19 protein-coding genes are annotated in these 24,508 nt (G+C 57.3%); 11 read left to right on the plus strand and 8 right to left on the minus strand.

The features are described from left to right. Window positions 1-76 precede the first annotated feature (76 nt). Window positions 77-808, plus strand: a complete 732-nt coding sequence (gene rnc, locus BCS36_RS02615; RefSeq protein ID WP_291301370.1) for a ribonuclease III — start codon at window positions 77-79, stop codon at window positions 806-808. 126 nt (window positions 809-934) lie between these two features. On the opposite strand, the gene BCS36_RS02620 is transcribed toward rnc, so the two are convergent. Then, the gene (locus tag BCS36_RS02620) at window positions 935-1,840 is read right to left on the minus strand and encodes a flagellin (RefSeq protein ID WP_291301371.1); all 906 of its coding nucleotides are present in this window, start codon (window positions 1,838-1,840) and stop codon (window positions 935-937) included. 1,882 nt (window positions 1,841-3,722) lie between these two features. Between BCS36_RS02620 and BCS36_RS02625 the strand changes: the two genes are divergently transcribed. From BCS36_RS02625 to BCS36_RS02640, 4 genes are all read left to right on the plus strand, one after another. Beyond that, complete coding sequence (locus BCS36_RS02625) at window positions 3,723-5,165, plus strand: putative sulfate exporter family transporter (protein ID WP_291301372.1); 1,443 nt, start codon at window positions 3,723-3,725, stop codon at window positions 5,163-5,165. A gap of 17 nt (window positions 5,166-5,182) precedes the next feature. Then, complete coding sequence (locus BCS36_RS02630; protein WP_291301373.1) at window positions 5,183-5,347, plus strand: bacteriocin-type signal sequence; 165 nt, start codon at window positions 5,183-5,185, stop codon at window positions 5,345-5,347. A 76-nt stretch (window positions 5,348-5,423) separates the two neighbouring features. After that, window positions 5,424-5,654, plus strand: coding sequence for a hypothetical protein (locus BCS36_RS02635; protein WP_291301374.1), 231 nt, complete (start codon window positions 5,424-5,426; stop codon window positions 5,652-5,654). Beyond that, the gene (locus BCS36_RS02640) at window positions 5,651-6,094 is read left to right on the plus strand and encodes a DUF523 domain-containing protein (protein WP_291301375.1); all 444 of its coding nucleotides are present in this window, start codon (window positions 5,651-5,653) and stop codon (window positions 6,092-6,094) included. Before BCS36_RS02635 ends, BCS36_RS02640 begins: the two co-directional genes overlap by 4 nt. A gap of 136 nt (window positions 6,095-6,230) precedes the next feature. Here the strand turns inward: BCS36_RS02640 and BCS36_RS02645 are convergent, their stop codons facing one another. The 3 genes from BCS36_RS02645 to BCS36_RS02655 all read right to left on the minus strand — a co-directional run bounded on the left by BCS36_RS02645 (window position 6,231) and on the right by BCS36_RS02655 (window position 9,437). After that, window positions 6,231-6,716 carry a HyaD/HybD family hydrogenase maturation endopeptidase gene (locus BCS36_RS02645; RefSeq protein ID WP_291301376.1) on the minus strand — a complete coding sequence of 162 codons (486 nt, stop codon included), beginning with the start codon at window positions 6,714-6,716 and terminating at the stop codon, window positions 6,231-6,233. 76 nt (window positions 6,717-6,792) lie between these two features. After that, the gene (locus BCS36_RS02650) at window positions 6,793-8,469 is read right to left on the minus strand and encodes a nickel-dependent hydrogenase large subunit (RefSeq protein ID WP_291301377.1); all 1,677 of its coding nucleotides are present in this window, start codon (window positions 8,467-8,469) and stop codon (window positions 6,793-6,795) included. A gap of 11 nt (window positions 8,470-8,480) precedes the next feature. Continuing rightward, window positions 8,481-9,437: a hydrogenase small subunit gene (locus BCS36_RS02655; protein ID WP_291301378.1), complete on the minus strand. Its 957-nt coding sequence runs from the start codon at window positions 9,435-9,437 to the stop codon at window positions 8,481-8,483. 615 nt (window positions 9,438-10,052) lie between these two features. Between BCS36_RS02655 and BCS36_RS02660 the strand changes: the two genes are divergently transcribed. Continuing rightward, on the plus strand, window positions 10,053-11,318 hold the full coding sequence (locus tag BCS36_RS02660) for an O-acetylhomoserine aminocarboxypropyltransferase/cysteine synthase family protein (protein ID WP_291301379.1): 1,266 nt from the start codon (window positions 10,053-10,055) through the stop codon (window positions 11,316-11,318). Between the two features lie 228 nt (window positions 11,319-11,546). Here the strand turns inward: BCS36_RS02660 and BCS36_RS02665 are convergent, their stop codons facing one another. Continuing rightward, window positions 11,547-12,509 carry a D-alanyl-D-alanine carboxypeptidase family protein gene (locus BCS36_RS02665; RefSeq protein WP_291301380.1) on the minus strand — a complete coding sequence of 321 codons (963 nt, stop codon included), beginning with the start codon at window positions 12,507-12,509 and terminating at the stop codon, window positions 11,547-11,549. Beyond that, entirely contained in the window at window positions 12,502-13,608 is a 1,107-nt protein-coding gene (locus tag BCS36_RS02670) for an AI-2E family transporter (protein ID WP_291301381.1), read from the minus strand. The genes BCS36_RS02665 and BCS36_RS02670 overlap by 8 nt, the downstream gene beginning before the upstream one ends. Window positions 13,609-13,773: 165 nt before the next feature. Between BCS36_RS02670 and BCS36_RS02675 the strand changes: the two genes are divergently transcribed. Then, window positions 13,774-16,851, plus strand: coding sequence for a glycosyltransferase (locus BCS36_RS02675; RefSeq protein WP_291301382.1), 3,078 nt, complete (start codon window positions 13,774-13,776; stop codon window positions 16,849-16,851). Between the two features lie 306 nt (window positions 16,852-17,157). Here the strand turns inward: BCS36_RS02675 and greA are convergent, their stop codons facing one another. Next, on the minus strand, window positions 17,158-17,646 hold the full coding sequence (greA, locus tag BCS36_RS02680) for a transcription elongation factor GreA (RefSeq protein WP_291301383.1): 489 nt from the start codon (window positions 17,644-17,646) through the stop codon (window positions 17,158-17,160). 458 nt (window positions 17,647-18,104) lie between these two features. On the opposite strand from greA, the gene BCS36_RS02685 reads away from it, so the two are divergent. After that, window positions 18,105-19,658, plus strand: a complete 1,554-nt coding sequence (locus BCS36_RS02685) for a lysylphosphatidylglycerol synthetase family protein (RefSeq protein WP_291301384.1) — start codon at window positions 18,105-18,107, stop codon at window positions 19,656-19,658. A 199-nt stretch (window positions 19,659-19,857) separates the two neighbouring features. On the opposite strand, the gene BCS36_RS02690 is transcribed toward BCS36_RS02685, so the two are convergent. After that, on the minus strand, window positions 19,858-20,643 hold the full coding sequence (locus BCS36_RS02690; RefSeq protein ID WP_291301385.1) for a DeoR/GlpR family DNA-binding transcription regulator: 786 nt from the start codon (window positions 20,641-20,643) through the stop codon (window positions 19,858-19,860). 310 nt (window positions 20,644-20,953) lie between these two features. Between BCS36_RS02690 and BCS36_RS02695 the strand changes: the two genes are divergently transcribed. From BCS36_RS02695 to pdxA, 3 genes are all read left to right on the plus strand, one after another. Then, window positions 20,954-21,928: a 2-keto-3-deoxygluconate permease gene (locus BCS36_RS02695; protein WP_291301386.1), complete on the plus strand. Its 975-nt coding sequence runs from the start codon at window positions 20,954-20,956 to the stop codon at window positions 21,926-21,928. Window positions 21,929-21,991: 63 nt separating this feature from the next. Further along, the gene (locus BCS36_RS02700) at window positions 21,992-23,251 is read left to right on the plus strand and encodes a four-carbon acid sugar kinase family protein (protein ID WP_291301387.1); all 1,260 of its coding nucleotides are present in this window, start codon (window positions 21,992-21,994) and stop codon (window positions 23,249-23,251) included. Then, the gene (gene pdxA, locus BCS36_RS02705; RefSeq protein WP_291301388.1) at window positions 23,248-24,237 is read left to right on the plus strand and encodes a 4-hydroxythreonine-4-phosphate dehydrogenase PdxA; all 990 of its coding nucleotides are present in this window, start codon (window positions 23,248-23,250) and stop codon (window positions 24,235-24,237) included. The genes BCS36_RS02700 and pdxA overlap by 4 nt, the downstream gene beginning before the upstream one ends. The last annotated feature ends 271 nt before the right edge of the window (window positions 24,238-24,508 follow it).

The following is a 24,508-nucleotide window of genomic DNA, read 5'->3' on the forward strand; positions in this document are numbered from 1 at the left end:
TTTAGGTAGGCACTGGAGCAGCACATGTCAAGGCATTTTCTGTTGCCTTGCCTGCTGAAAACGCTAAAATAACGCCATGCAGAATTTTGACCTTACACCAGAAAGAACTTCGGATACGGCTTTTGAACTTGTCAAAAAACGGCTCGGGCACAGTTTTGCCCGGCGGGAATTGCTGGAACTGGCCCTGACGCACAGTTCGTGGGCCAATGAGTATGCTTGTGGTCAGGAGCACAATGAGCGGCAGGAATTTCTCGGTGATGCTGTGCTTGAGCTTTGCGTCTCGTGGGAGCTCTACAAGCGCTTTCCCACCGCGCGAGAAGGCGAGCTCACCAAGATGCGCTCAAACCTTGTAAGCGCCGTGAGCCTTGCTGAAAGAGCGCGCGACCTTGGCCTTGATGTCTTCCTCAAGCTGGGCAGAGGAGAAGAAAATCAGGGGGGGCGCAAGCGCGATGCCGTACTCAGCGATGCCCTGGAAGCTGTATTGGCGGCTGTTTATGAAGATGGCGGTTTTGTGGCGGCCCAAAAGGCCGTGGCGCGTATATTCGCCGAGCAGTGGCCCGACAGGGCCGGGGACGGAAAAGCCTCAAAAGACTATAAAACCCGGCTGCAGGAAGCCTCACAGCAGCGTTTCGGACAGGCGCCTCTGTATACGCGCCTGGCCAGTCACGGCCCCGAGCACTCCAAGGTTTTTGAAGTTTCTCTTCGTTTGCCTGACGGCAGCCAGTTTGTCGCAAGCGGCAGCAGCTGCAAAAAAGCTGAACAGCAAGCAGCGCGCGATGCGCTGAAAACGCTCGGGCACACGGAATAAGCCCTGCTGCGGCTGTGCGGGCAAAATCTATGGTTTGATGGGAGCGCCAGTTATTTGGCCTGGTCCGGGGGCACGGCCCCCGGACCTCCCATATCTTTGGTCTTCCACAACCTAGGGCACGATGGCCTAGCCGCCGATGAGCTTCATGGCCATCTGCGGCAGCGAGTTCGCCTGCGAGAGCATGGCCACCGCAGACTGGCTCAGAATCTGGTTGCGCACAAACTGCGTCATTTCCGTGGCGACGTCCACGTCTGAAATGCGCGATTCGGCAGCCTGCAGGTTTTCCGCCTGAGTATTCAGGTTGGTAATGGTATTTTCCAGGCGGTTCTGCATGGCGCCCAGGTGAGCGCGGATCTTGTCCTTGGAAATAATGGCGTTGGTGATGGCGTCCAAAGCCTGCTGCGCGGCCTGCTGCGTGGAGACGGTGCCGCCATTGCGCAGGTTGCCGTTTTCATCAACGGCCTGGTTGCCGACGCCAAGGGCCGAGGCCGTGCTGGTGCCGATCTTGATGTAGTAATAGTCTTCGGCCGAGTCGTTGCCCGTGCCAAAGTGGATCTTCATCTTGCCCGTGGCCGTTATGCCGCTGCCGTCATGAAGATCGCCGGACAGAGAGCCGTTGAGCAGATGTATGCCGTTAAAGTCAGTGGCATTGGCGATACGGGTGATTTCCGAGGCCATGGCCTGATATTCGGATTCGATCATCAGGCGCTGGGTGGAATCGTACGTGCCCGTGGCCGCCTGTTCGGCCAGTTCCTTCATGCGGGTGAGCTTTTCGTCAATTACGCCCAGAGCGCCGTCAGCGGTCTGAATCATTGAGATGGCGTCGTTGGCGTTGCGCGCGCCCTGTTGCAAGGTGGCGATGTCAGCACGCTGCAGTTCGCGAATGGCCAGACCTGCGGCGTCGTCCGCAGCGCTGTTGACGCGCAAACCTGTTGAAAGGCGCTGTACCGACTTGCTCAACTGGGAATAGTGAGCATTCAAATTTCTGGCCGTGTTTGCGGCCATCATGTTGTGGTTAATAACCAAAGACATGGGGCACCTCCTGGTGGTTGCTAAGCTGCTGGGCATTTTGCAATCTATGTGCCATAAAAAAATATTTTTTTATATCAGTATGTTGTGCGCTTGATTTGCCCCTGGGAATTTTTTTCCGCCCTTTGGTGCGAAAATTTTGACGCTCTGGAGCGGGAAATGAAGCGGTGAACGGCAGATTGCGACCGTTGCGGCAACAACATTTTTTTAACGCAGTCACGCTACACGGCTGGAGAAGCCAAGGCGTCCGGTCCGGGTTCTTTGCTGGTGAGTATGCCCAGGCTCGTGCATCAGGTGCGGCCCAGGACGGGCTGGGGGCGTGATGGGGGCAGAACTAGGCACAGGTGCTCGCGCCCTCAGCTAACAGTGTATCCAGATAGCCTCGTGTCCATGTAACGGAGGCGTGGCTATAGCTTTGACACGTTTCGCCACGCATCCAAGCGAGCGGGCGGGGCGGTGCCGCCTGCAAAAAGCTTGGGCCGCAAATAGCCATCTATAATAGATACGCGAAGCCAAGTGGAGGCAGGGGAACCTCCGCACAGGCTTTCTGAAGACGTTCCGCAGTGATGGTACGCCGTTTGCCCAAGCATTCACGCGTAATGGGTTCAGGCGGTGACCGGAAGGGCTTTGCCTGTCTGTCGGCTTTCATCATGACCGCGCTGTAAGGCAGAATGAGGAGCGACACGGCTTGCTTGCTGCAAGCTCTGCCGCCACCGGCAACTTTCAGGGCCTCGTCATCCCCCTGCTGTGATAGCGCATGAGCGATGAGACGTTTTGTTCCATTGCCTCACCACAGCTTCCCGATTCACAACAGACAAAGCGCCAGCGCCGAGCGGCAACGCTCCTGAGCCGGACAGACAAAACTCCTGTGGCGGGCAGGCAGCGCTTTTATGGAGCTGCGTCGATCATATCGCCAGCACGGCTTTGTCTGCGCGGTTTAGGGCGTTTGTTTGTAAAAACTGTTTGTCCCTCAGTCCCTCAGTCCGGCAGTCTACCAGCACGACAGCGGATCAGTCAGTTGCGCGGGCAGGGCGCATGACGCTTCTTCACGCCTGGGGCATCACGCAAGGTTTCGTAATGGCAAGCGCTGCCGTGAACAATCGTTCAGACTTTACAAGCGCCACAGAGCCAGACGTCGTCAGGCAACGCACGCAGATCTGTATATAAATTGATCATAAAAACATGTAGTTAAAATGTTATAAACGTTTTTGCGCGATGTGCGCACTGTTTGCTGACGCGCACAAGTTGCTTAGCGCATATACAAGACTGATATGTGGAGCACAGAGATATTCATGCAGATGGGTTTTGCAAAAGCCGTGGCCTTTCATTGCTTACTCCTGGTTGCATTTGTCATGCTGAATGAAAAAATGAATGGCTGGTGGTTTTGTTGTGGGATAAATGCGAAAGACAGCTTTTTTTATTAGCGATTAGATAAAATGGGCGTGACAGGCATTAATTGTGGCGCTCACTGCCGCATGTTCTTTTTTGCGCGTAGGGTGCATTTTTGCGACATCCTGTCCTGGATTTTTTAAATCATCAAATGGATTGGATAGTTGCTGCAATTTTGTAAAATACACAGTTTTGCCCGAAAAATGGCAGTCGTGAGAGGCTTAAGCACATGAGAATTCGGTTATAAGTACGCATTGTTAAACTTTGAACTTGTACTTGACAATCTTGATCAGACAGGTAACTTTACGCAGGGTGTCGCAGCATTTTTGTAAGGCGGCACCTTTTGGTCTTGGTATTCCTCATTAGATGCTGCGGCAAATTTTGCCTTTTTTGCGCGATAGTGCCAGTTGGTACAAGCTCGCAAAAAGGGCATTAGGTATCTGTGAGGAAGGTGTGTCAGTGATTACTTGCATCATTCGCATGGAGGACTATGGGTATGGCATCACCAAAGGCAGCATTTAACGAAGATAAAGTAGCTCTGCTTATAGGCTGCCTTGTCTTTGTTTTAGCGCTCGGAAAAATGGTTGGCCTGGACATTATGGGCTGGGTCGTGGGCGTTGGCATGTGGGTCGACAACCCGCTTAACGCTTGGAAGGCCGCAACCTGGAAGTGGCTTCCCGGTTGGGCCTCGCTGTTGGTAAGTTATGCGGTCATTACCGCTCTGATGGCTATGGGCATCAAGCTTATCAAGGGCAATGTGGCCAACTTCGTGCGTGGCTTCACCATCATCTTCTTTATTGCCATCGCGTGCTACACGCTTGGGGCCAATGCCTACATTGCGGCCAACCCCACGCAGCTGGCCAAGCAGGGCATTCCCTGGGCGCTGGGCCTCAGCACGGAAGCTGGCCTGATCGTGGCTCTTGTCGTGGGTATTCTTGTGGGCAACATTACCCCCAAGTTTGCCGAGAGCCTGCGCGAAGCCTGCCGCCCCGAACTTTTTGTTAAAATCGCCATCGTCATCATGGGCGCCGAACTGGGCGTGAAAGCCGCTGATGCCGCCGGTTTTGCCGGTCACATAATTTTCCGCGGTCTTTGCGCCATTGTTGAAGCGTATCTGCTTTACTGGTGCGTCGTTTACTACGTTGCCCGCAGATACTTCAAGTTCAATAAAGAGTGGGCTGCTCCTCTTGCCTCCGGCATCTCCATCTGCGGCGTTTCTGCGGCCATCGCCACGGGCGGCGCCATCCGCGCCCGGCCTGTGGTGCCCATCATGGTTTCTTCGCTGGTCGTGGTGTTCACCTGCATCGAAATGCTCGTGCTGCCTTTTGTGGCGCAGCACTTCCTTTCCACCGAGCCTCTGGTGGCCGGCGCCTGGATGGGCCTTGCCGTCAAGTCTGACGGCGGCGCCATTGCCAGCGGCGCCATCACCGAATCCCTCATTCTCGCCAAGATGGCTGGTCAGGGCATCAACTGGGAACCGGGCTGGATCGTGATGGTTACCACCACCGTCAAAATCTTCATTGACGTGTTCATCGGCGTGTGGGCTCTGGTGCTCGCATACGTGTGGACCGCCAAGTTCGACAAGACCCGTGGCGAACGCACCATGACCTGGGGCGACGTTATGGACCGCTTCCCCCGCTTCGTGTTGGGGTACATCGCGACCTTCCTGATCCTGTTGCTCATGTGCCTGTCCTCGCCCGAACTGCACAAGCTCGGCAAGAGCCTGTCCGGCACCATCAACGGATTCCGTGTGCTGTTCTTCCTCATGACCTTCTTCACCATTGGTGTTGTGTCCAACTTCCGCAAGCTGCGTGAAGAAGGCATTGGTCGTCTGGCTGTTGTGTATGTGGTGTGCCTGTTCGGCTTCATCATCTGGGTGGGCCTGTTCATTTCCTACGCCTTCTTCCACGGCATGACCCCGCCTGTTATCGGCGGCTAGCATATACGGAGTGAGATATGGAAAATAGCAATGAAGTAAAACTCCATGAAGAAATTGAAAAAATGGAGTATGAGCCCCTGGACCCCGTAGAAATGAAGCTCATCAAGGGCGGCGTGGGTCTTGGCATCTTTCTGCTGGTGGTTCTGTTTGTCATCAGCAAGTTTGTAATGACCACGCACTAGGCACTGCCATCGCGTAATGCACAACACACCGGGAAGAGCCAGCTCTTCCCGGTGTTCGCGTTAATAAGGATCTGTTATGCCGCGCTATCATCTGCGCTTTATGAAGGGGCCCAATTACACGCTTAATCTCGAATATGAAGCTGTGGTTGAAGCGCCTTCCTTTCAAGAAGCACTGGCCCCGCATACTGACTGGCCCATAACTGAAAGTTACGACCACGCCACGGCCACTGCCTGGAATCCCGGTACCTGCGTGTATTATCAGGAAATGTGGGAAGCTGCGCTCTTGCCGGAGAATACGCCGGAATGACGCGCCCACGCTATATCGTCAGCGCTTGCCTCGCTGGAATTGCCTGCCGGTATGATGGCCGCGCCAACGCGTGCGCTGCTGTCGTGCAGATGGTGGCAGAGGGCAGGGCGGTTGCGGCCTGCCCGGAGTGCCTCGGTGGATTGCCTACGCCCCGTATGCCGAGCGAAATTGCGCACGGCAAGGTTATGACCAGGGACGGGCATGACGTAACCCGGTTCTTCAAGCTTGGGGCACAGGCTGCTACCGATCTCGCCAGACAACAGGGCTGTACTGCCGCCATACTGAAAAGTCGTTCGCCTTCCTGCGGATATGGGCAGGTTTATGACGGCACCTTCAGCAAAGGTCTGTGTGAAGGGGACGGAATATGGGCCGCACAATTGCGTCAGGCGGGATTTGCCCTGTTCAGCGAAGAGTGTTTGCCGCCGGAAGAGCAGGGGTAGAAAAAAAAGTAATTCAGAAACTGCGCAGGTACATCAGCATTCCTGATTGGTGACGAAACAGCAGTTTTTTATGAATAAAAGCCCGGATCAGCGCAGTGTCGCCGATCCGGGCTTTTTTGTGAAAATGGGCTAATCGTCAGATTTTTTCAGCGCAAATGCCTTGAAGGGCCAACTCTGCTACAACTTTTTCACAGAATTCCGGCAGCTTGGCTTGAATCTCGGACGTGAGGTTCAAGCCCATACTTTTGTAGTCGAGAGGCTGTATGCCGAAAACCACAGCGTTGGGGCGATGGCCCGCCAATTCGCAGGTCGCCAGGGTGTCCAGCAGGTCGGTCTGGTGCATTGAGTCCCTGAAGCTCAGGCTCTGACGCAAATTTTCACCTTCAAGCCTGTAGATGGTACCTGGCTCCTTGGGGCCGAGCACGACATCCAGCACGACCAGTAAATCGCAGTCCATCAGCTCGCTCATGAGCATGAGCCCCTGCGTGCCGCCATCCATAAGGGTCACGTTGTCAGGCCAGCGATAGTGCGCTTCAAGATATGCTGCGGCGCGTACGCCAAAGCCTTCGTCAGTCAACAGGATATTGCCTACCCCAAGGATAAGCACTTTCTGCTCGCTCATGTGTCAGCTCGTTTGCTTGAAGAGAAAAAGGGCGGGGGATTTGGCCCCCGCCCTTTTGCGTCATGATTATTGTAACTTACAGGACCTTGAACTCATTGACTTCGTTGGTTTCGCCGTCAATGACATGCACCGAGCAGGCGATGCAGGGGTCGAAGGAGTGGATGGTGCGCAGAATTTCCACCGGGCGCTTGGGGTCGGCCACGGGCGTTCCCACAAGGGCTGTTTCGGCGGCGCTGGGCACGTCCTTGTCATCCCGCGGTCCCAGGTTCCAGGTGGTGGGCACCACAAGCTGGAAGTTGTCGATCTTGCTGTCCTTGATGGTCATCCAATGCGACAAACCGCCACGGGGCGCGTCCACAAAGCCCACGCCGCGACCGGAGACCGGCACGGTGTAGTTTTCAACGATCTGCTTGTCCTTGCCGATGTTGTTTTCGTACTCGTTGAGCCAGTTTTCCATCTGCTGGGCGATAACCAGGGTCTGGATACCGCGAGCGGCAGTACGGCCAAGGGTGGAGAACAGGGCTTCGGGGCCCACGTTCAGCTTGGCAAGTACGGCATCAATGGTGGGCTTGATGGTCTTGTGGTTGTGACCATAGGCAACGAGCATCTGGGCAAGGGGGCCGGTTTCCACGGCATGGTTGTCGTAGCGCGGAGCCTTGTTCCAGGAGTACTTGGCCTTGTCGCCCATAAAGGTGAAGTGCGGATTGGTCTCACCGTTATAGGGCTCGCGGGCCTGACCTTCGTACCAGCTGTGCTTGACCTGCTCGTTGATCTTGCTGGGATCAAAGGGCTGTACGGAGCCGACCTTGCGGTCATAGATGACGCCGGGCTTGTACCAGCGGCTGTTGAGGTCGCGTTCGCCGCCGACAGCGGGGAATTCGCCGAAAGCCATGAAGTTGCTGGTGCCGCCGATGCCGGCCCAGTCCTTGTAGTAGCTGGCCACAAGCAGCAGGTCGGGAATGTAAACTTCTTCAATGAACGCGCGGGACTTGGCGTAAATGTCGCGGAATTCCTTGATGCGTTTGGGGGTCAGGGCATCGTAACAGGTCACGCCGCCAGCCACAGTAAACTGGGTGTGCGGGTTTTTGGCGCCGAAAACGGCCATGCCCTTGGCCACTTCAACCTGCGCGCGCAGGGCCTGCAGATAGTGGGCCGTGCATACGAGGTTGGCTTCGGGGTCCATGTAATAACCCTGATGCCCGCCAAGGAAGTAGGCGTTGGTGAAGGGGCCGAGCTGGCCGCTGTTCACGAAGGTCTTCAGCTTGGCCTGCACGGCGGCAAAGTCTTCAGCCGTGGCCTTGCGGGGCGAAATGGAAGAAGCCAGCTTGGCGGCTTTGGCCGGGTCAGCCTGAAGGGCGTTGGCGACATCCACAAAGTCCAGGGCATGCAGGTGATAGAAATGCACCAGATGGTCATGCATGAACTGGTTGGCAAGCACGAGGTTGCGGATATAGGTGGCGTTGGCCGGAATGGGCTTGTTGATGGCGTCTTCAAGGCAGCGCGTGGAAGCCAGGGCGTGGGTGTACGTACAGACGCCACAGGTGCGCTGGGTGAAATGCTGCGCGTCACGCGGATCGCGTCCCTTGAGGATGGTTTCAAGACCACGGAAAAGGGTGGCGCTGCTGCGGGCTTCCTTGATTTTGCCGCCTTCAACTTCAACTTCAATGCGCAGATGCCCTTCGATACGGGTCAACGGGTCCACAACAATGGGGCCAGTGTAGCTGCTCTGGGGCGTTTTGGTGACTTGGCTCATTTTTTATCCCCTTAGTTCTGGTAGAACGGCGTCATATCGTCCCAGAAATTGGGCTCGCTGCAACCAATGCAGGGGTGCCCCGCGCCTACAGGCCAGTTGGTCTCGTTGAAAAGAACCTTGGGACAGTTGTTATAGGTCTCCGGTCCTTTGCAGCCCACATCATACAGGCACCAGCCCTTGCGCGCTTCTTCCGAGTTGAAGGAAGGCGCAAATTCGCCGGCGTCGAAATGTTTGCGGCGTTCGCAAAGGTCATGCACGGTCTGACCGAAGAACATGACGGGACGGCCCACTTCGTCAAGCTCAATCTTCTGGCCCTTAAGGAAGGCCACGAGGGCTCCAACCATATTGATGGGGTTGGGGGGACAGCCAGGCACGTTGATGGCCTTGATGCCAATGCTGCCGTAGCAGTCATTGACGCCCTTGGCGCCGGTGGGATTGGGCTTGGCGGCCTGGATGCCGCCGTAGCAGGCACAGGTGCCCACGCTGACCACGGCCTTGGCCTTGGGCAGAATGTCCTTGCAGATGTCATACATGGTGTGGCCGGCAATGTAGCCGTACTTGCCGTCCATGCCGGTGGGAATGGCGCCTTCGACAATACAGACAAAACCTTCAGGGCTGTTGACGGCGGCATGAAGCGCTTCTTCAGCGGCTTCGCCGGCGGCGGCCATAATGGTTTCGTGGTAATCAAGAGAAATGGTGTCGAGAATGAGAGTATCGATGAAGGGTTGATAGGTGCGCAACAGCGCTTCAGAACAGCCCGTGCACTCTGCGCCGTGCAGATAGACTACCGAGGGGCGACGCCCGGTAAGAGCGGCGGCCACCTCAGAGGCGAAAGCCGGGCCCATGCCCATGGCTACGGCCACTGCTGTGCAGAATTTCATGAAATCGCGGCGGCTGATGCCCTGGCGCTCCAAACGCTCCAAACGCTCTTCTCCGCCTTCTTTGCCCAGACCCACGGCAATACGCATAATAGCCTCCTGGCAAGAGTGAATGAACAACTGCGGCGCAGTCCCCTGCCACCGGGGCCTGCTGTGCGGCGCGAAAAAAATCACGCCGTTCCGTGTCAGGACAGCGGCGTAGCAACGTCCGGCTCAGGGCCGTGCGCCCGGCGGCGCTGTCAGTGTATAATTCAGGAACAAACTTAATGCGGGAGACCCATTGACCTTGGCACGTGCGACATTCATGCCCCTCATGTTTTCGCACAATCAACTGGCCGTCATTTGCAAAAAATTATACGCCGTAACCTGTGCGCGGTCAATAGGGTTGTGATTTTTTGCGTGCGCCTGAATCAGACGACAGCCATGCGAAATATGGTGTGATTTTCTCTTATGCCGCAGCCTGAAAGCGCTTGCGGGCAGATGCTCCCCAACACTTCGTGCCAATAAAAAATTGCACATGCACACACGGTGCAACAGATACCGAATACAGTAGAGCAAACAATTATTGGCTCAATAGATAAAAGGCGCAGCGGTCCTGCAAAAAGTGCGGTTGCCAGCAGCAAGGGCTTGCGCTATTTTTCGAAACCGCGCGGCTTAGGCCCCGGGCAATATACTTTCTTTACCACCGCATACTTCGAGGATGGCATGAAAACGGAATCCCTTTGTCTGCACGCCGGATACGAGCCCAAAAACGGCGAACCCCGCGTGGTGCCCATAGCACAGAGCACCACATTCAGATACGAGTCCACGGCGGCCGTTGCGAGACTTTTTGATCTTGAGGACGCGGGCTTTTTCTACACCCGTCTTGGCAACCCCACCGTGGACGCAGTGGAGCGCAAAATCGCGGCTCTTGAGGGCGGGGTGGGCGCGCTGTGCACTTCATCCGGCCAGGCCGCCAGCATGCTCTCCCTGCTCAATATCGCGCAAAGCGGCGAGCATGTGGTCAGCGCGTCCAGCATTTACGGGGGCACCTTCAATCTTTTTGCCGTCACGCTGAAAAAACTGGGCATCGAAGTTACCTTTGTAGACCAGAACGCCTCGGACGCGGAAATTGAAAAGGCTTTTCGGCCCAATACCCGTGCGGTTTTTGGCGAAACACTGACCAATCCATCTATGGACGTGCTGGACATAGAGCGTTTCGCGCGGCTGGCGCACCGCCATCGTCTGCCCCTGATCATCGACAGCACCTTTGCCACGCCTATTCTGTGCCGTCCCTTTGAGTACGGCGCGGACATTGTTGTGCACTCCACAACAAAGTATATGGACGGGCATGCCCTGCAGATGGGCGGCGTTATCGTTGACAGCGGCAATTTCGACTGGACCAGCGGCAAATTCCCCGAATTTACCGAACCAGACCCCTCATATCATGGGCTTGTGTATACCAAAGCCTTTGGAAAAGCGGCCTATATCGTCAAAGCCCGGGTTCAGCTCATGCGCGACATGGGGTGCTGCCAAAGCCCGCAGGGCGCTTTTTACATCAATCAGGGCCTTGAAACCCTGCCGCTGCGTATGGAGCGGCACTGCCGCAATGCCGAAAAGGTGGCCGTTTATCTTGAGGGGCACGACAAGGTCGAATCCGTCAGTTATCCGCGCCTGCCGGGCAACGCCAACAAGGCGCTGGCCGACAAGTATCTGCCCGAAGGGTGCAGCGGCGTCATTTCCTTTTCGCTCAAGGGCGGGCGGGATGCCGGCGCGCGCTTTATCGACAGTCTGAAGATGATCTCTCTTGAGGTGCATGTGGCGGACATCCGTACCTGCGTTCTGCATCCGGCCAGCTCCACGCACCGCCAGCTGACCGATGAGCAGCTGCGCGATGCCGGCATTGCCCCCGGCACCATCCGTCTTTCTGTGGGACTTGAACATGTGGACGACACCCTTGCCGACCTCGCTCAGGCCCTGGAACAGGCATAGCCCAAAGGCGCAAACAGGGTGCGAGAACAGACATCCTGAAGATTGAAAGACGCCCTCTACGGCGTTTGCCAGCGCGGACAGCGCCTGTGCCTTCACGGCAAAAGCCCGTTCACGCAGCCGCCAGAGCGCTTGCGCCATGAAACGGCTCTGGTTGCGAAAATGGTGTTTGCCAATAAATAAAGGCGGCGGAAGAAATTCCGCCGCCTTTATGGTGATGTCGGGCCTGCGTCAGCGCTTTCTTTTGCCCGCGAAGATTTGCTGAATTTTTTTGGGCGACGTGGGGTAGCGGAATCCGGCCTCAATGAGCCTGCGCGCCGCGTTGTCGCGTCCCACCCGGCTGGTGCCGCCCATAACCACGGCCAGCATGCGGGTTTTCCCCCTCTGGGCCGTTACAATGAGATTGTAGCCCGAGGCCACGGTCCATCCGGTTTTGAGTCCGTTGACGCCCGGAACCTGCCCCAGCAAGGCGTTGGTATTGCGCGTCATTCTGCCGCGATAGGTGAACAGGGGCACATTGTGATAGCGCAGGGCCGATGGGTGGGCGCGAAGATAGGCGCGCGCCAGGGTGGACATGTCCCTGGCTGTGGTTTTTTGCCCGGCGGCGGGCAGACCTGTGGGATTTTTGAACGTGCTGCGCTGCATGCCGATGGCTTTGGCCTTCTGGTTCATGGCCCGGACAAACAGGCGCTCATTGCCGCCCACACGGCGGCTCACAGCCGTGGCCGCGTCATTGCCCGAAACAACGGCCATGCCGGTAAGCAGCTGAGACATAGGCACCCGTTCGCCTGCACGCAGATACATGGATGAACCGCCGACAGAGGCTATCTCGGGCGTAATCCTGATTTTTTCTTCAACCTTGATTTTTCCGGCCCGTATCTGGTCCATGGCAAGAAACATGCTCATGACCTTGGTGAGCGAGGCTGGCGGTATGGCCATGTCCGCATTTTTGGCGTAAAGCACAGCGCCCGTGTCCATATTGATAAGTATGGCGGATCGGACGGGCATGGCCGCCATAGACCGGCCGGGCAGGGCGCAGAGCAAAATGAAGCAGACCAGAAAGACGCTGGCCATGCGCAAGAAGCTGCGGCGTTGCGTGGCGGAGCCATATCCCTCGTCGTCAGTAATATGCCTGATGTCCCGACGAAGCGTGGCGGCAATCGTAGGGATGGCGCAAAAATCTGTTTTAAACATTATACCTGTATGCGCGGTTTGCTTCTTCCACCGCCTGCATGGCAAAAGCCAGCAGAACAGGGCCGGCGATAAGTCCCACCGGGCCAAAGCTGGAAAGTCCGCAGAGAATGGAGATGATCAGTATAAAGAACGGGGCCTTGATGCCCTGCCGCAAAAATAGCGGGCGCAGCACATTGTCCACGCCAGCGACAGCCAGTAAGCCCCACAGCGCCAGGCCAACAGCAGCCATGGTCTTGCCTGTGAACCAGAGTGAAATGCAAAGGGGAACCCACACAAGCGCCGTGCCAACCATAGGGATGGGAGCCACAAGGGTGGCAAGCAGCCCCCAGAACGCGGGCTGGTTGACGCCAGCCACGGCAAAGGCGACGCCGCACATAAGCCCCTGAGCAAGAGCCACCAGAACAATGCCGAGCATGATGCCGCGCAGGGCTCTGTGAATGGCGGCAATAAAGCGCCTGAGCAAGGGCTGGGAAATGTGGAATATCCTGCCGGTAATCTTGCGGATGCGGCGGGAATAGACCGTGAAGATCACGGTCAGGCTTATGAAAAGAAAGCTGGTCCAGAGCACGGTCATGGTGCCGCCCAGAAAATCCACGCCGCGCGACAGCAGCACGCTCATGGCGCTGTCAAAAAAACTGTCCAACTTCAGAAGCAGGTCGTTGAAAACGCGCTCCAGGCGGGGGTGTTCAGTCAGGCTTTGCCGCCACTCCTGTATGTAAGCCACCCATTCCATCGGCAACTGAAAATTGTTGGCCTGCAGTTCACGCAGGCGCGTAAACCCGGCCGCCGCCTGAGGCGACACCAGAAGCACCAGTACGGCCACAGGCACCACGAGCGACGAAACCAACATGCCGATATATGCGTAAAGCGGCATGGAGTGCGAAAGGGAAAGCATGGTGCGGCGTTTGTGGGAGTCTGGCGTGTTTCTCTCAATCCGCATGCGCCAGGCCCGCGCTTTCTGGCGAAGCCTGCGGTACTGCGGCAGGGTCAGGCAAGACAGGCAGGCAGCCATAAAAATCGTGACAGGATTGGGCATCAGCAACAGATAGCAGGCCAATACAGCTAGCAGATAGAGCAAACGGGGCAATGTCTGTGTCATGCAAAATAAGCCTTGAGTTGCGTATGCCGTGGCGGATATGGCCGAAAACAGGCCAAGCGGCGTAAGCCTAGCAAATAGATGCGGGGTCTGCCAAGCCTTGCTGGCAAATAAAAGATCTCCGGTAGTTGCATTGCGCCCCTTGAGGGGCTGGTATATAGACAAAACATGTCTAGCCTTCCTTCAGATCGCCCCTGGCTGACCGTACTTCTTGCCTGCCTGCCGGAATTTTCGGCCCGGCCCGCTCTGGACGCCCTGATCCGTGCTGGCGGCCGGGGTCAGGTGGTTTTGCTGCTTTGTGAAGAAGCCGAGCGCGAGCCAATGACCGCCCTGGGGCGGGAAATGGTGCGTAGTGGCGATTTGCGCGCCTTTCGTTGCCAGTGCCCGCAGGCTGGCCAAAATCTGTGGCATGTGCGCAATGCCGCGTCGGCACTGGTTCGCACGCCGTGGCTCCTGCTGCTTTCATCTTCGGTTCTGCTGCAAGAAAATGCCTTGCCGCCACTGCGGCGCGCGCTGGAAACCCACAGGGATCTGGCAGGCGTTAATCCCTTTTTTCTGTATCCTGCCGGAACTGGAGGGCCGCCCGCGCGATCGGACGAGCCGCTCCATACCAGCCCCGCGCTGCCGCGAATTGCCCACATGGGCACAGTGGTCGATTGCCTTGGCCAACAGCACTATCTTTATGAAGGGCTGCCCCTGGGCCATACGCTTGCGCGGCGCGAGCGCCGCTTCCAGCTGGCGCATACGGCGGCGCTGCTGTTGCGCACATCTGACGTGGCGGCTGCTGGCGGCTTCAATCCATCTCTGGACAGCCTTGCCGATGTGGATTTCTGTCTGCGTCTTGGGGCCTTATTGCACCAAACGGCTGGCGGCGGCGCGGCGGGCGCTTTTGGCAGTATCCCCGTATCGTTGGCCCGTCTGGGCGATTATTTCGATTCGTGGCAAACCTGCGGCTTGTGGAACAGTCTGCTGCAGCGGGAGCGCATCGAGCCGGGCGTGCTGCACCCGGACTACGCGGCCCATGTGTCGGCCGACGGGCTGGAGTATGGCTGCACTGACTGGCTCTGGCAGGGGCCCTGTCCGCAGCCGGGATCGTGGGTTGACGCGGGGAAGGAGCCGGAATCGAGCGGAGCAGGGGAGCCCGGCACGGGTTTTCCTCTTGAGGCATGGCTTCGCTGGCGGTGGCAGCCACAGCCCGACACCCTGCTGGGCTTTTTACACGCCCTGACGCCCCATCAGCGCACCCAGGCCGTGCAGATGTGCCGCGACCTGCCGGTGAGCCTGCCGTACGCGCACTCCTGGTATGCCTCCACAGCCAGAAATCTTCTGGCCTGCAGCCACCGGGGCGCTGTGGCTCCACTGGTGCATGATGCACAGCGGTGGCTGGAGCGGGCGGAAGATTTTCGGCGTAACCATCTGCATGCGGGCATGCGGGCATTGCAGGCGGAGGGCGTTTACGACAGTGGCCTCGATGACTGCCCGGCCTCTTTTGACGCCTGGGTGGAACTGGTTGAACCCGCACTGCAAAGCGGACAGGACTGCACACCCGACGCTGCCCAGTTCGACCTGCTGCACACAGGAGCCGACTGGCCCGCCATAGCCGTGGTTATGCCCGTCTACAACCCCAGGCCAGACCACCTGCGCGCGGCTTTGGACTCCGTGCTGGCACAGGAATACCCACACTGGCAGCTCTGCATTGCCGATGATGCCTCCACAAAAAATGAAATCCCTGAAATTTTGCGTAGCTACGCTGCTGATGACAAAAGGCTGCGCCTCGTGCTGCGGGGAAAAAACGGGCACATCTCCCGTGCCTCCAATTCTGCCCTGGAGCTGGTTGACGCCCCCTGGACCGGCTTTCTTGACCATGATGATCTGCTGACCAATCACGCCCTGAGCGAAGTGGCGTCGCTTGTTCGGCATAAGCCAGATCTGGGGCTGATGTATTCTGACGAGGACAAGCTGGACAGCCGTGGGGTTCGTCGCACGCCGGTTTTTCGTGCGGATTTTGATCCCTGGACCTGTTTTACAGGGCACTTTTCCGTCTACGCCACAAAAGAATTGCGGGCAGCCGGGGGCTTCAGGACTGGTTTTGAGGGCTCGCAGGATTTTGATCTCAGCCTGCGCGTCATTGAAAGGCTGGCTCCTGGGCGTATCGCCCACATGCCGCGGATTCTTTATCACTGGCGTGTGCATGACGGAAGCACCAGCGGCTCGCTTGGGGCAAAACCCTATGTGCTGGAAGCCACCCGCAGAGCCCTTGAAGAAAGCGTGCGTCGCCGAGGCTTCAAGGCTGAGGCCGTGCCAACGGCGCTCAACAACTTTTTTGTGCTGCGGCATGAGGTTGATCCACGCATGCGGTGCAGCGCTGTTCTGCTCGCTGCGGACAGTCGCCCCGTACAGGCGGGCCTGTGGGAAGAACTGGAAAAACTCGCGGGTACGCTTGATCTGGAAGTCCTCTGTCAGCCTCTGAGCAATGACGCTGCGGAGGCTTTCAGAAGCATGCCCACAGCAACTTTTGCGGGCGCGCGCCTTCTGCCCCCACCAGAGGGCAAGGAGAACGGGGACTGGCATGCAGCCTGCAATGGGGCCGCCAGTGCTGCTTCAGGCCAGGTGTTGCTTTTTCTGGATGCCCGCTTGAGTCCCTTGCCGGGCAGCCTGCCCGGTCAGCTTGCTGCTCTGGCTCTCCAGGAAAACGTGGGAGCTGTGGGCGGCACCCTGTGGCGCGGCAACCGCCTCTGGCACGCCGGGCTGATGCCGGATGTCACAGGGCTGCCTTTTGCCCTGCACCGGGGTGCGCATAGAGACCTGCTCTCGTCCATCTGCTGGGGGCAGCTTTTGCTCACACGGCGTGCGCTCGCCGCGCCGGAGCAGGCTATGGCCGTGCGTCGCGCCGTTTTTCTTGAGCATGGAGGCTATGACATTGCCATGGGGCCTTGGGCCGGAGCGGATCTGGGGTTGCGGCTGGCAGCGGCAGGAATGCACAGTCTGAGTTGCCCGTGGGGACAGTGGCATGTTCCTTTGCAGCCTGGAAAGGCCTTAGAAAATGTGGCGTGGGCGGAAGATGTACAGGGGCGGCAACGCATTACGCCCCAGACGCGGGAGAGTTTTCTCGCGCGCTGGGGCGGGATCGTGCGTGGGAGCGGCCTACGTAATGCGCTGTTGCACGCGGCTCCCGATCAGAGCTGGGCCCTGACGCTGAAAATTTTTTCAGAGCACTTTGCCTCTGAAAAAGGATGCATGCTCTAACACTGCACGAGAGCGCAGCGAGCCACAACGTGGCGTGGATTCTGCCAGAAGCGCATTTTTGGCAGAATGACCATTAAAATGTAAAGCATTTCAAAGTGATTCTGATCTAGAGCGATTTTTTCTGCACTGCTCAAACGATTGCACGGGCAGGTGTTCGCCGTGAAGACGTGAGCGCGGTTTCAGCCGTTGCCTTTAGGGCCTGCGGTGAAGGCCGCGCTGCTGGTTCTTCGCGCTGGTTGGTGCAATCATGGCGCGGATCAAACGTTGCGAAGAATATTCGCGCGTCGTCCGCTCCAGGCCCGATGGTTATTTGAGGGCCTTGCTGCCTTTGAAGCTGATGCCGATGATTTCGTAGGTGACGCGGCCGCGCGGAATTTCCACAGAAACTTCATCCCCCACTTCCCTACCCAGCAGGGCTTGCCCCACAGGCGAGAGAAAAGAGATGGAGCCCTTGGTGGGGTCGGCCTCGTCGGGCCCCAGAATGGTGTAGGTCTTGGTTTCGCCGCTGTCCACGTCTTCCATTTCAACGGTTGCGCCAAAAATGACCTTGTCGCCGCGAAGCGTATCAAGGTCGATAACCTGGTAAAGAGCCATGCGCGATTCAATGTACTTGATGCGCGCTTCGGCCATGCCCTGACGCTCGCGCGCGGCGTCATAGCCGGCGTTTTCGCGCAGGTCGCCTTCTTCTCTGGCTTCCTTGATGGCCTGAATAATGGCCGGGCGCTCGCTCTTGAGGCGAGCCAGTTCGTCTTCCAGAGCCTTGTAGCCTTGTACGGAAATGGGGATGCTAGTCATGTTGAACCTCACAACGCAAAAAAAGCGCCGCTGCCCAGGCAGCGGAGCATGCGTTATCCAATAAATGTTTTTTACGAGTAAAATCTGGCTGCCCGGCAAAACCCAGCTGTGCCCGCATGAGCGTTTAGAGCGCTTGAGCTGCCGCCTTGAGGCAAAATATCTGGCCTTGCGACAATCTCGCGGCGTGAATTTTGCCGGAAAATTCACACCGAGCAGCTACCGTATATAGCGAAACCACTCTGGCCAAGGCGGGACGGGAGTAAACCCCTTACCCGGCTCCCACATTACCCTCTGCTCAGATTTCGGTCAAGCCCTGCGAAAAAATTCCAGCCCTGTAAGTAAGATAACGATGTTAATGGTATGCAGTTGACACTTGCGCGGGGCTGGCACAGCGTATATGCTTAAAAAATGTTTTCAGAACGCTCCGGGCATCAGCCGCATCTAAGCAATAGCAGATTATGAAAAAATACTTACGTTATATCGGTCCGTTACTGATCACCGCCGTGTTTCTGCTGGCGGTATATCTTTTGTATCACAAGCTCAAAAGCTACAGCGTTGCCCAGATTCGTGAAAGTCTCAACCAGATATCCAGTGCGCGCATTGCCTTGTCACTCGTGCTGATGGTGATAAACTACATGATTCTGGTTGGTTATGACTGGCTGGCCCTCAAGGCCATCCATAAAAGTCTGCCCCTGCCGCGCGTTGGCCTTGTGTCCTTTGTGGGACAGGCCGTGAGCTACAACTTTGGCGCTCTTTTGGGCGGCACCAGCGTGCGCTACCGGTTTTATTCCGCGTGGGGTTTTTCGCTGACGGATATCGTGCGCCTCGTGCTCATGCTGGCCGTGACATTCTGGGTTGGGGCTCTGGGGCTGTGCGGCGTCATCTTTATGGTTGCGCCGCCCATCATCCCCGATGAGCTGCTGGCCAGGATGCCCCTGAAAGACGTACGCATTCTTGGCGTGATTCTTTTTGCCATTGCCTGCTCCTACCTGGCTCTCTGTTTCTTCGTGCGCAAGCCTGTGCATATTTTCGGCAAGGAATTCGTCTTTCCCCCGCCGCGCATAGCCATTGCTCAGGCTCTGGTGGCCGGGGTCGACATTGTGGCTGCGGCTGCCTGCATGTATGTGCTTTTGCCCGGCGATATGGGCATCAGCTTTATCGACTTTTTACCAAGCTATCTCATGGCTCAGGTGGCGGTGGTGCTGACGCACATTCCTGGCGGGGTGGGCGTATTTGAGCTGGTTATCCTGCACCTGACCCACACGTCGCACGAGCAGATGGTTTTTGCCGCCGTGCTGCTGTTCAGACTTATCTATTTCATTATTCCCCTGCTGGCAGCGGCCCTGCTGCTGGCTGTCTACGAAGTGCGCCAGCGGCGTGACATGCTGCGCAGCACAGGTCGCTGGCTTTCGGTGCTTTCGCACACCATTTCGGCCTACATGTGTTTTTCGGCAGGTGTTATTCTGCTGGTGTCATCCACATTGCCCCTGGGGCGTCATGCCCTTGCCATGCTGCATATGATGGGCCCCTATCATGTAACGACCATAGGGCATTTTGTCAGTTGCCTGTCGGGCGCGGCCTTGCTGTTTGTCTCCTACGGTCTGGAGCGCCGTCAGGCGCGCGCGTTCCGCATGGCTGTGGTCTTTTTGTGTCTGGGCATTCTCGGCGCGCTGCTCAACGGCTTTTCCTGGCTCACGGCGTCAATGGTATGCGTGGTGCTGCTGGCCCTGTGCATGGCCAAGAGGCGCTTTTACAGGACGTCTTTTTTCTGGCAGGAGCCCATCCCCCTGTTCTGGCTGGGAGGCGCGTTTGCCGTACTTGTGCTGGTTGCCGCTCTGGGCTGGACATTATACCACACGGCATGGAGCCATGCAGCCAACTGGTGGGCCAATGCCGCTCCCAATGCCACGCGCAACACTTATGCCTTTATCGGCATTGTGGTGGGGCTGGTGCTTTCGTGGATGTGGCGCTCGGCTTTGCGTGCCCGAGCCCGGCGGCATAAAAAGGCGTGATCAGCAGGCATTCTGGCTTGTGATGCTAAAAGGCCCGTGGCTCTTGCCACGGGCCTTTTGCTTTGCAATGGCGGTTGGAGCGGACAAACCTTGAGATAATGTGATGACCGCAAGCCGCTGCCTCTGGAACCACCGCTCCAGACGAGAAAAACACGCTAACGTTTTTGACAGCGTCGTCACGAGCAGGGCCGCTGGCGCGTCATTCTTCCCTGGCGTCGTTGTCTGCGCCGGAAGGTTTGACGCACATCAGCTTGGCCCCAGCCTGCACAAAGGGCTGGCAAAGATTTTCATCCGCGTCCGTGACAAGGGTCCAGTCCAGCGGCAGTTGCGCCCAGATCGGCTGCGACGCGCAGCCCAGTTTGGAGGAATCAACCAGCACGAATGTTTCCTTGGCCTGACGCATCATGAGAAGCTTGAGCGATATTTGTTCCAGCGTGGCTTCGCACAGGCCACGGTCAGACACAAGGCCGTTGCCGCTGGTAAAAGCCCTGTCGGCCGTAAGGCAGCGCAGGGCGCTTTCGGCAAAAGGGCCGTATGCGCTCATGCTGATTGGCCTGATGGAGCCGCCCAGAAAGATGGTTTTTATGTTGGGCGCATCCGCAAGAATGGCGGTGAGCTTAATATTATTGGTAATGACAGTAAGCTCTTTGTCATACAGAAAGCGGGCCATGGAGGTAATGGTGGAACCACCGTCAAGGATGATGGTTTCTCCGTCCCCAACTTGAGCCGCCGCAGCCTGGGCAATGGTCTGTTTGGCCGCGCGGTGCTGCCATTCGCGGACGGGATAGTTTTCTTCCTGAATACAAGGCGCAAGCATTGCGCCGCCATAGGTACGGGCCACGGCTTTTTCTTTGGAGAGCCTTTGCAAATCGCGCCGTACAGTGGAAAATGAAACTCCAAATTTTTCAGCCAATAATTTTATGTCGTTGGCTCCACTCGCGATGGCTTCGAGCATGGCCGTACGCCGTTCTCTGCTTCGTCGCATAGTTACCCTTCCTGTACGTAATTAGCAGTTATATACCTTGAAGTGGGAATAAATGTAAGGCTTCCTGAAGTAAATAATATGCGTGAATTACGCAAAAAAATTTGTAAAAAACGGATTATCCCGGTAAAAATAAAAATTCTTGCGCATTTTGCCCAATCTGCTATGAATTCCTGGGGGTGCCAGAAAACGGCGTATTTTTGTGTTTTCTGCGTGTTCTTCCTGGTTTTTGGTGTTGTTTTATTGCGCGGATCAATCATTTTTAACTTGCCCCGATATGCGGGATGCGGTTACGCAGCTGGAGGGTTCAGTCATGCAGATCAAACGGACGATGGAACGGGTTCCTGGCGGGCTTATGGTCATTCCGCTGTTGCTTGGCGCGCTTTGCAACACCTTTTTTCCCAATACGCCCAAAATATTTGGTTCTTTTACTGGCGGCCTTTTTACCGGGGCAACAAGCATTCTGGCTGTTTACTATGTCTGCATGGGCGCGACCATCAGTTTTAAAACAACTCCCTACATCATCAAGAAGGGAGGCGTTCTCTTTATGGCCAAGGTGGGCGTGGCCGCGATCATCGGCATTATCGTGGGGCAGTTTCTTGGCGAGGCCCCGGTGGAAGAAGGCTTTTTTGCGGGTATTTCCACTCTGGCCATAGTGGCCGCCCTTAATGACACCAACGGCGGGCTGTATATGGCCCTCATGGGGCAATACGGCAGACCCAAGGATGTTGCCGCATACTCCATCATGTGTCTTGAGTCCGGCCCATTTCTTACCATGGTAACATTGGGCGTAGCCGGGCTTTCGGCCTTTCCCTGGCAGATGATGGTTGGCGCTATCTTCCCCCTGGTTCTGGGCATGATTCTTGGCAACCTTGACAAGGACATGAGGGATTTTCTCAAAGCTGCTCCTGCGGTGCTCATTCCGTTTTTCGCCTTTGCGCTTGGCACCGGGCTTGATCTTTCCAAGGTCTGGAATGCGGGTCTGCTTGGCATTGGCCTTGGCGTCTGTGTTGTGCTGCTCACCGGCATAGTTCTTTTTATTGGGGATCGCCTGACCGGAGGCACTGGTGTTGCCGGATTGGCCGCTTCCTCAACCGCTGGCAACGCCGCCGCCGTGCCTATGATCATTGCCCAGGCCAACCCCGTCTATGCGCCTGCCGCGCAGCAGGCGACAGTGCTTGTGGCGTCCTGCGTGGTGGTCACGGCCATTCTCACCCCCATTGTCACCGCGTGGGGCGTCAAAGTTTTTGGAGCTCCCAAGGATTTGCCGGATGAAAATGAGGCTTAGCCGAGGATGCCTGCGGGCGGGCGCAAGGGCGCATTCGTCGCAGGTTCGTAACAGGGGAACGCTATGAATCCATCTTGGTTTATTGTCGCGGATGATCTCACAGGCGCGGCAGATTGCGCCATCGCCTTTGCCAAAAGCGGCATGCCCGCATCAGTGCTTTTTGAGGGCGGCGAGGCTGCGGACGTACCCGGCGGGGTAGTGGCAGTGGATGTGGCAAGCCGGGCTCTTTCGGCAACAGCGGCGGCAAAGGCCCATGTTTGCCTGCTGGAGCAGCGGTTTGCTCGACCCATGCGGCTTTATAAAAAGCTTGATTCCCTCATGCGCGGACAGCCCATGGCGGAAACTGCGGCCACCATTGAAGTGCTGCGCAAGCTCGGCGGCCCTTCGTTTTTGGTTATGGCTCCTGCCTTTCCGGCCACTGGCAGAACAACGGTCAATGGCTGCGTGCTGGTCAACGGCGAGCCCCTTGAAGCCACAGAGGTCTGGGCAAGGGATCATACGTACCCCAGCGGCAATCTGGTGGAAAACCTTGGCGCGGTCGGAGTAAAAACGTACGGCATCACGCTGGATGTGGTGCGGAGCGGCGTTGGCGGCATCACGGCTCTGGTTCAGGACTGCATGAATAAAGGCTTTTACGGCGTTGTTTGCGATGCTGAAACGCCAGATGACCTTGCAATCATTGCCGAGGCTACCTATCCTTTAGCTGATAGGGTTTTCTTCGCGGGGACCGGGGGCCTTGCCGTGCCGCTGGCGCGCATGTCCGCTCCGGATCGCGGTGGCGTGACCATTTCCGTTCCGGCAACGGAGCGCGGCGTCCTTATGGTGGTGGGCAGTCTGGTACGGGTTTCGCGTCAGGCCTTGCGGTTTGTGCTGGATACAAAGCCTGTGCTTCATGTGCCCTTTACGCCCGCTGAACTGACTTCCGCCAGTGACGCGGCACTTGAAGAGCGCGGGCGGGAAATCAAAGAGGCTCTGCTTGCAGGCCGTGACGTTGTGGCGGAAATCGTTGAGGTTGACGATCCGGACCTTTCGAAGGGCGGCAGCCTGGCCAGTCGTCTTGCCGCAGCTCTGCATGGCGTTCTTGAGGCTTCGGGCGGTCTTGTGGCCACCGGAGGAGAAACGGCCGCCATGCTCATGGCCCGTGCGGGTATTCACGGCATACAGCTTGTGACCGAGGTTGAAAGCGGCGTGCCTGTGGGCCTGACCTTGGGCAGGCATGCCTTGCCCATTATCACCAAGGCCGGTTCTTTCGGCACCGAGCATACCCTGGCCAGGTGCATAGAATATATACGCGCTGCAAATTATAAAGGAGAATTGGCTTGAAGCTTCCAATTGTGGCCATTACCATGGGCGATGCCTCCGGCATCGGGCCTGAAATCATAGTCAAGGCCATGGCCAGGCCCGATATGGCCGCATGGGCAAGGATACTTGTGGTTGGCGACGCAGAACGACTGCGTGAAGCCGCGGAGATCACGGGCAGCGCGGTTACTGTCAATGCGCTTGCCGACCCGGGTGATGCTCAGTATGTAGCTGGCGCCATTGATTGTATCGATGTGCCGGTTATTCCCAAGGGGCATCCCTTCGGCGTGGTTTCGCCCATATCCGGCGAAGGAGCCTACCAGTTCATCAAGAAAGCGGTGGAACTTGTGCAGGCGGGCAAGGCCCAGGCCATCTGCACCGCCCCTCTGAACAAGGAAGCCTTGCACGCGGCAGGGCGCATGTTTCCCGGGCATACGGAAATGCTGGCCCATCTTACGGACACGCCTGAAGTCTCGATGATGCTCATGACGCCCATCCTGCGGGTTGTGCATGTGACCACCCACCTGGGCCTCATTGACGCCATCAACAAGATAGAGCCCGCCCTTGTGGAGCGTACCATAGCAAGGGCGCACGACACGCTTGTGCGTGCGGGCATCGCCAATCCGCGTATAGCGGTTTGCGCCATCAATCCCCATGCCGGAGAAAACGGCCTGTTTGGCAATGGAGAAGAAGAAACAAAGATTCTTCCCGCTGTGAAGGCCACGCAGGCCAGAGGGTGGAATGTGGAAGGCCCGCTGCCGTCGGATACGCTTTTCTTCCGTGCCGGAAGAGGTGACTTTGACGTCGTGATAGCCATGTACCACGATCAGGGCCACGGGCCGATCAAGGTTATGGGAATCGCCGATGGCGTGAACATCACCATCGGACTTCCCGTGATCCGGACTTCTGTGGACCACGGAACAGCCTTTGACATAGCCGGAAAAGGCGTTGCCAGTGAAGACAGCCTCATTGAGGCCGTGCGCCAGGCGGCCTTGCTGAGCGCTCGGTAGAACAACCGCCCGTCATAACGGCAGGCGAAAAACACCCCGAATCCGGCCAACGCAGAATTCGGGGTGTTTTTGTAATTAGCCTCCCGCCCGACCTTTCCGCTGCGCCTCGGATATGCCAACACGCAGAGGCTTTGGCGTATACGGCTTACTGCCCCCCGCATGTTGCAGCAACTCATTTCAACGGCCATACACGGCGCAGAGCGCCCTCGGACGCATGAACCTGAGAGCAACGAAATATCTCTCCACAACCTTGGGGTTGATAGGGGAGAGC

It is taken from the genome of Desulfovibrio sp. MES5 (genome assembly GCF_002237645.1).
Classification (GTDB): Bacteria; Desulfobacterota; Desulfovibrionia; order Desulfovibrionales; family Desulfovibrionaceae; genus Desulfovibrio.

Coding starts and splice junctions, on each gene's coding strand:
- BCS36_RS02645 (WP_291301376.1), bottom strand. CDS start 6,716: ATGAGCGAGCAGAAAGTGCTTATCCTTGGGGTAGGCAATATCCTGTTG.
- BCS36_RS02655 (WP_291301378.1), bottom strand. CDS start 9,437: ATGCGTATTGCCGTGGGTCTGGGCAAAGAAGGCGGAGAAGAGCGTTTG.
- BCS36_RS02630 (WP_291301373.1), top strand. CDS start 5,183: ATGGAAAATAGCAATGAAGTAAAACTCCATGAAGAAATTGAAAAAATG.
- BCS36_RS02665 (WP_291301380.1), bottom strand. CDS start 12,509: ATGTTTAAAACAGATTTTTGCGCCATCCCTACGATTGCCGCCACGCTT.
- rnc (WP_291301370.1), top strand. CDS start 77: ATGCAGAATTTTGACCTTACACCAGAAAGAACTTCGGATACGGCTTTT.
- greA (WP_291301383.1), bottom strand. CDS start 17,646: ATGACTAGCATCCCCATTTCCGTACAAGGCTACAAGGCTCTGGAAGAC.
- BCS36_RS02675 (WP_291301382.1), top strand. CDS start 13,774: ATGTCTAGCCTTCCTTCAGATCGCCCCTGGCTGACCGTACTTCTTGCC.
- BCS36_RS02670 (WP_291301381.1), bottom strand. CDS start 13,608: ATGACACAGACATTGCCCCGTTTGCTCTATCTGCTAGCTGTATTGGCC.
- BCS36_RS02660 (WP_291301379.1), top strand. CDS start 10,053: ATGAAAACGGAATCCCTTTGTCTGCACGCCGGATACGAGCCCAAAAAC.
- BCS36_RS02685 (WP_291301384.1), top strand. CDS start 18,105: ATGAAAAAATACTTACGTTATATCGGTCCGTTACTGATCACCGCCGTG.
- BCS36_RS02650 (WP_291301377.1), bottom strand. CDS start 8,469: ATGAGCCAAGTCACCAAAACGCCCCAGAGCAGCTACACTGGCCCCATT.
- BCS36_RS02635 (WP_291301374.1), top strand. CDS start 5,424: ATGCCGCGCTATCATCTGCGCTTTATGAAGGGGCCCAATTACACGCTT.
- BCS36_RS02700 (WP_291301387.1), top strand. CDS start 21,992: ATGAATCCATCTTGGTTTATTGTCGCGGATGATCTCACAGGCGCGGCA.
- BCS36_RS02690 (WP_291301385.1), bottom strand. CDS start 20,643: ATGCGACGAAGCAGAGAACGGCGTACGGCCATGCTCGAAGCCATCGCG.
- BCS36_RS02695 (WP_291301386.1), top strand. CDS start 20,954: ATGCAGATCAAACGGACGATGGAACGGGTTCCTGGCGGGCTTATGGTC.
- BCS36_RS02640 (WP_291301375.1), top strand. CDS start 5,651: ATGACGCGCCCACGCTATATCGTCAGCGCTTGCCTCGCTGGAATTGCC.
- BCS36_RS02625 (WP_291301372.1), top strand. CDS start 3,723: ATGGCATCACCAAAGGCAGCATTTAACGAAGATAAAGTAGCTCTGCTT.
- BCS36_RS02620 (WP_291301371.1), bottom strand. CDS start 1,840: ATGTCTTTGGTTATTAACCACAACATGATGGCCGCAAACACGGCCAGA.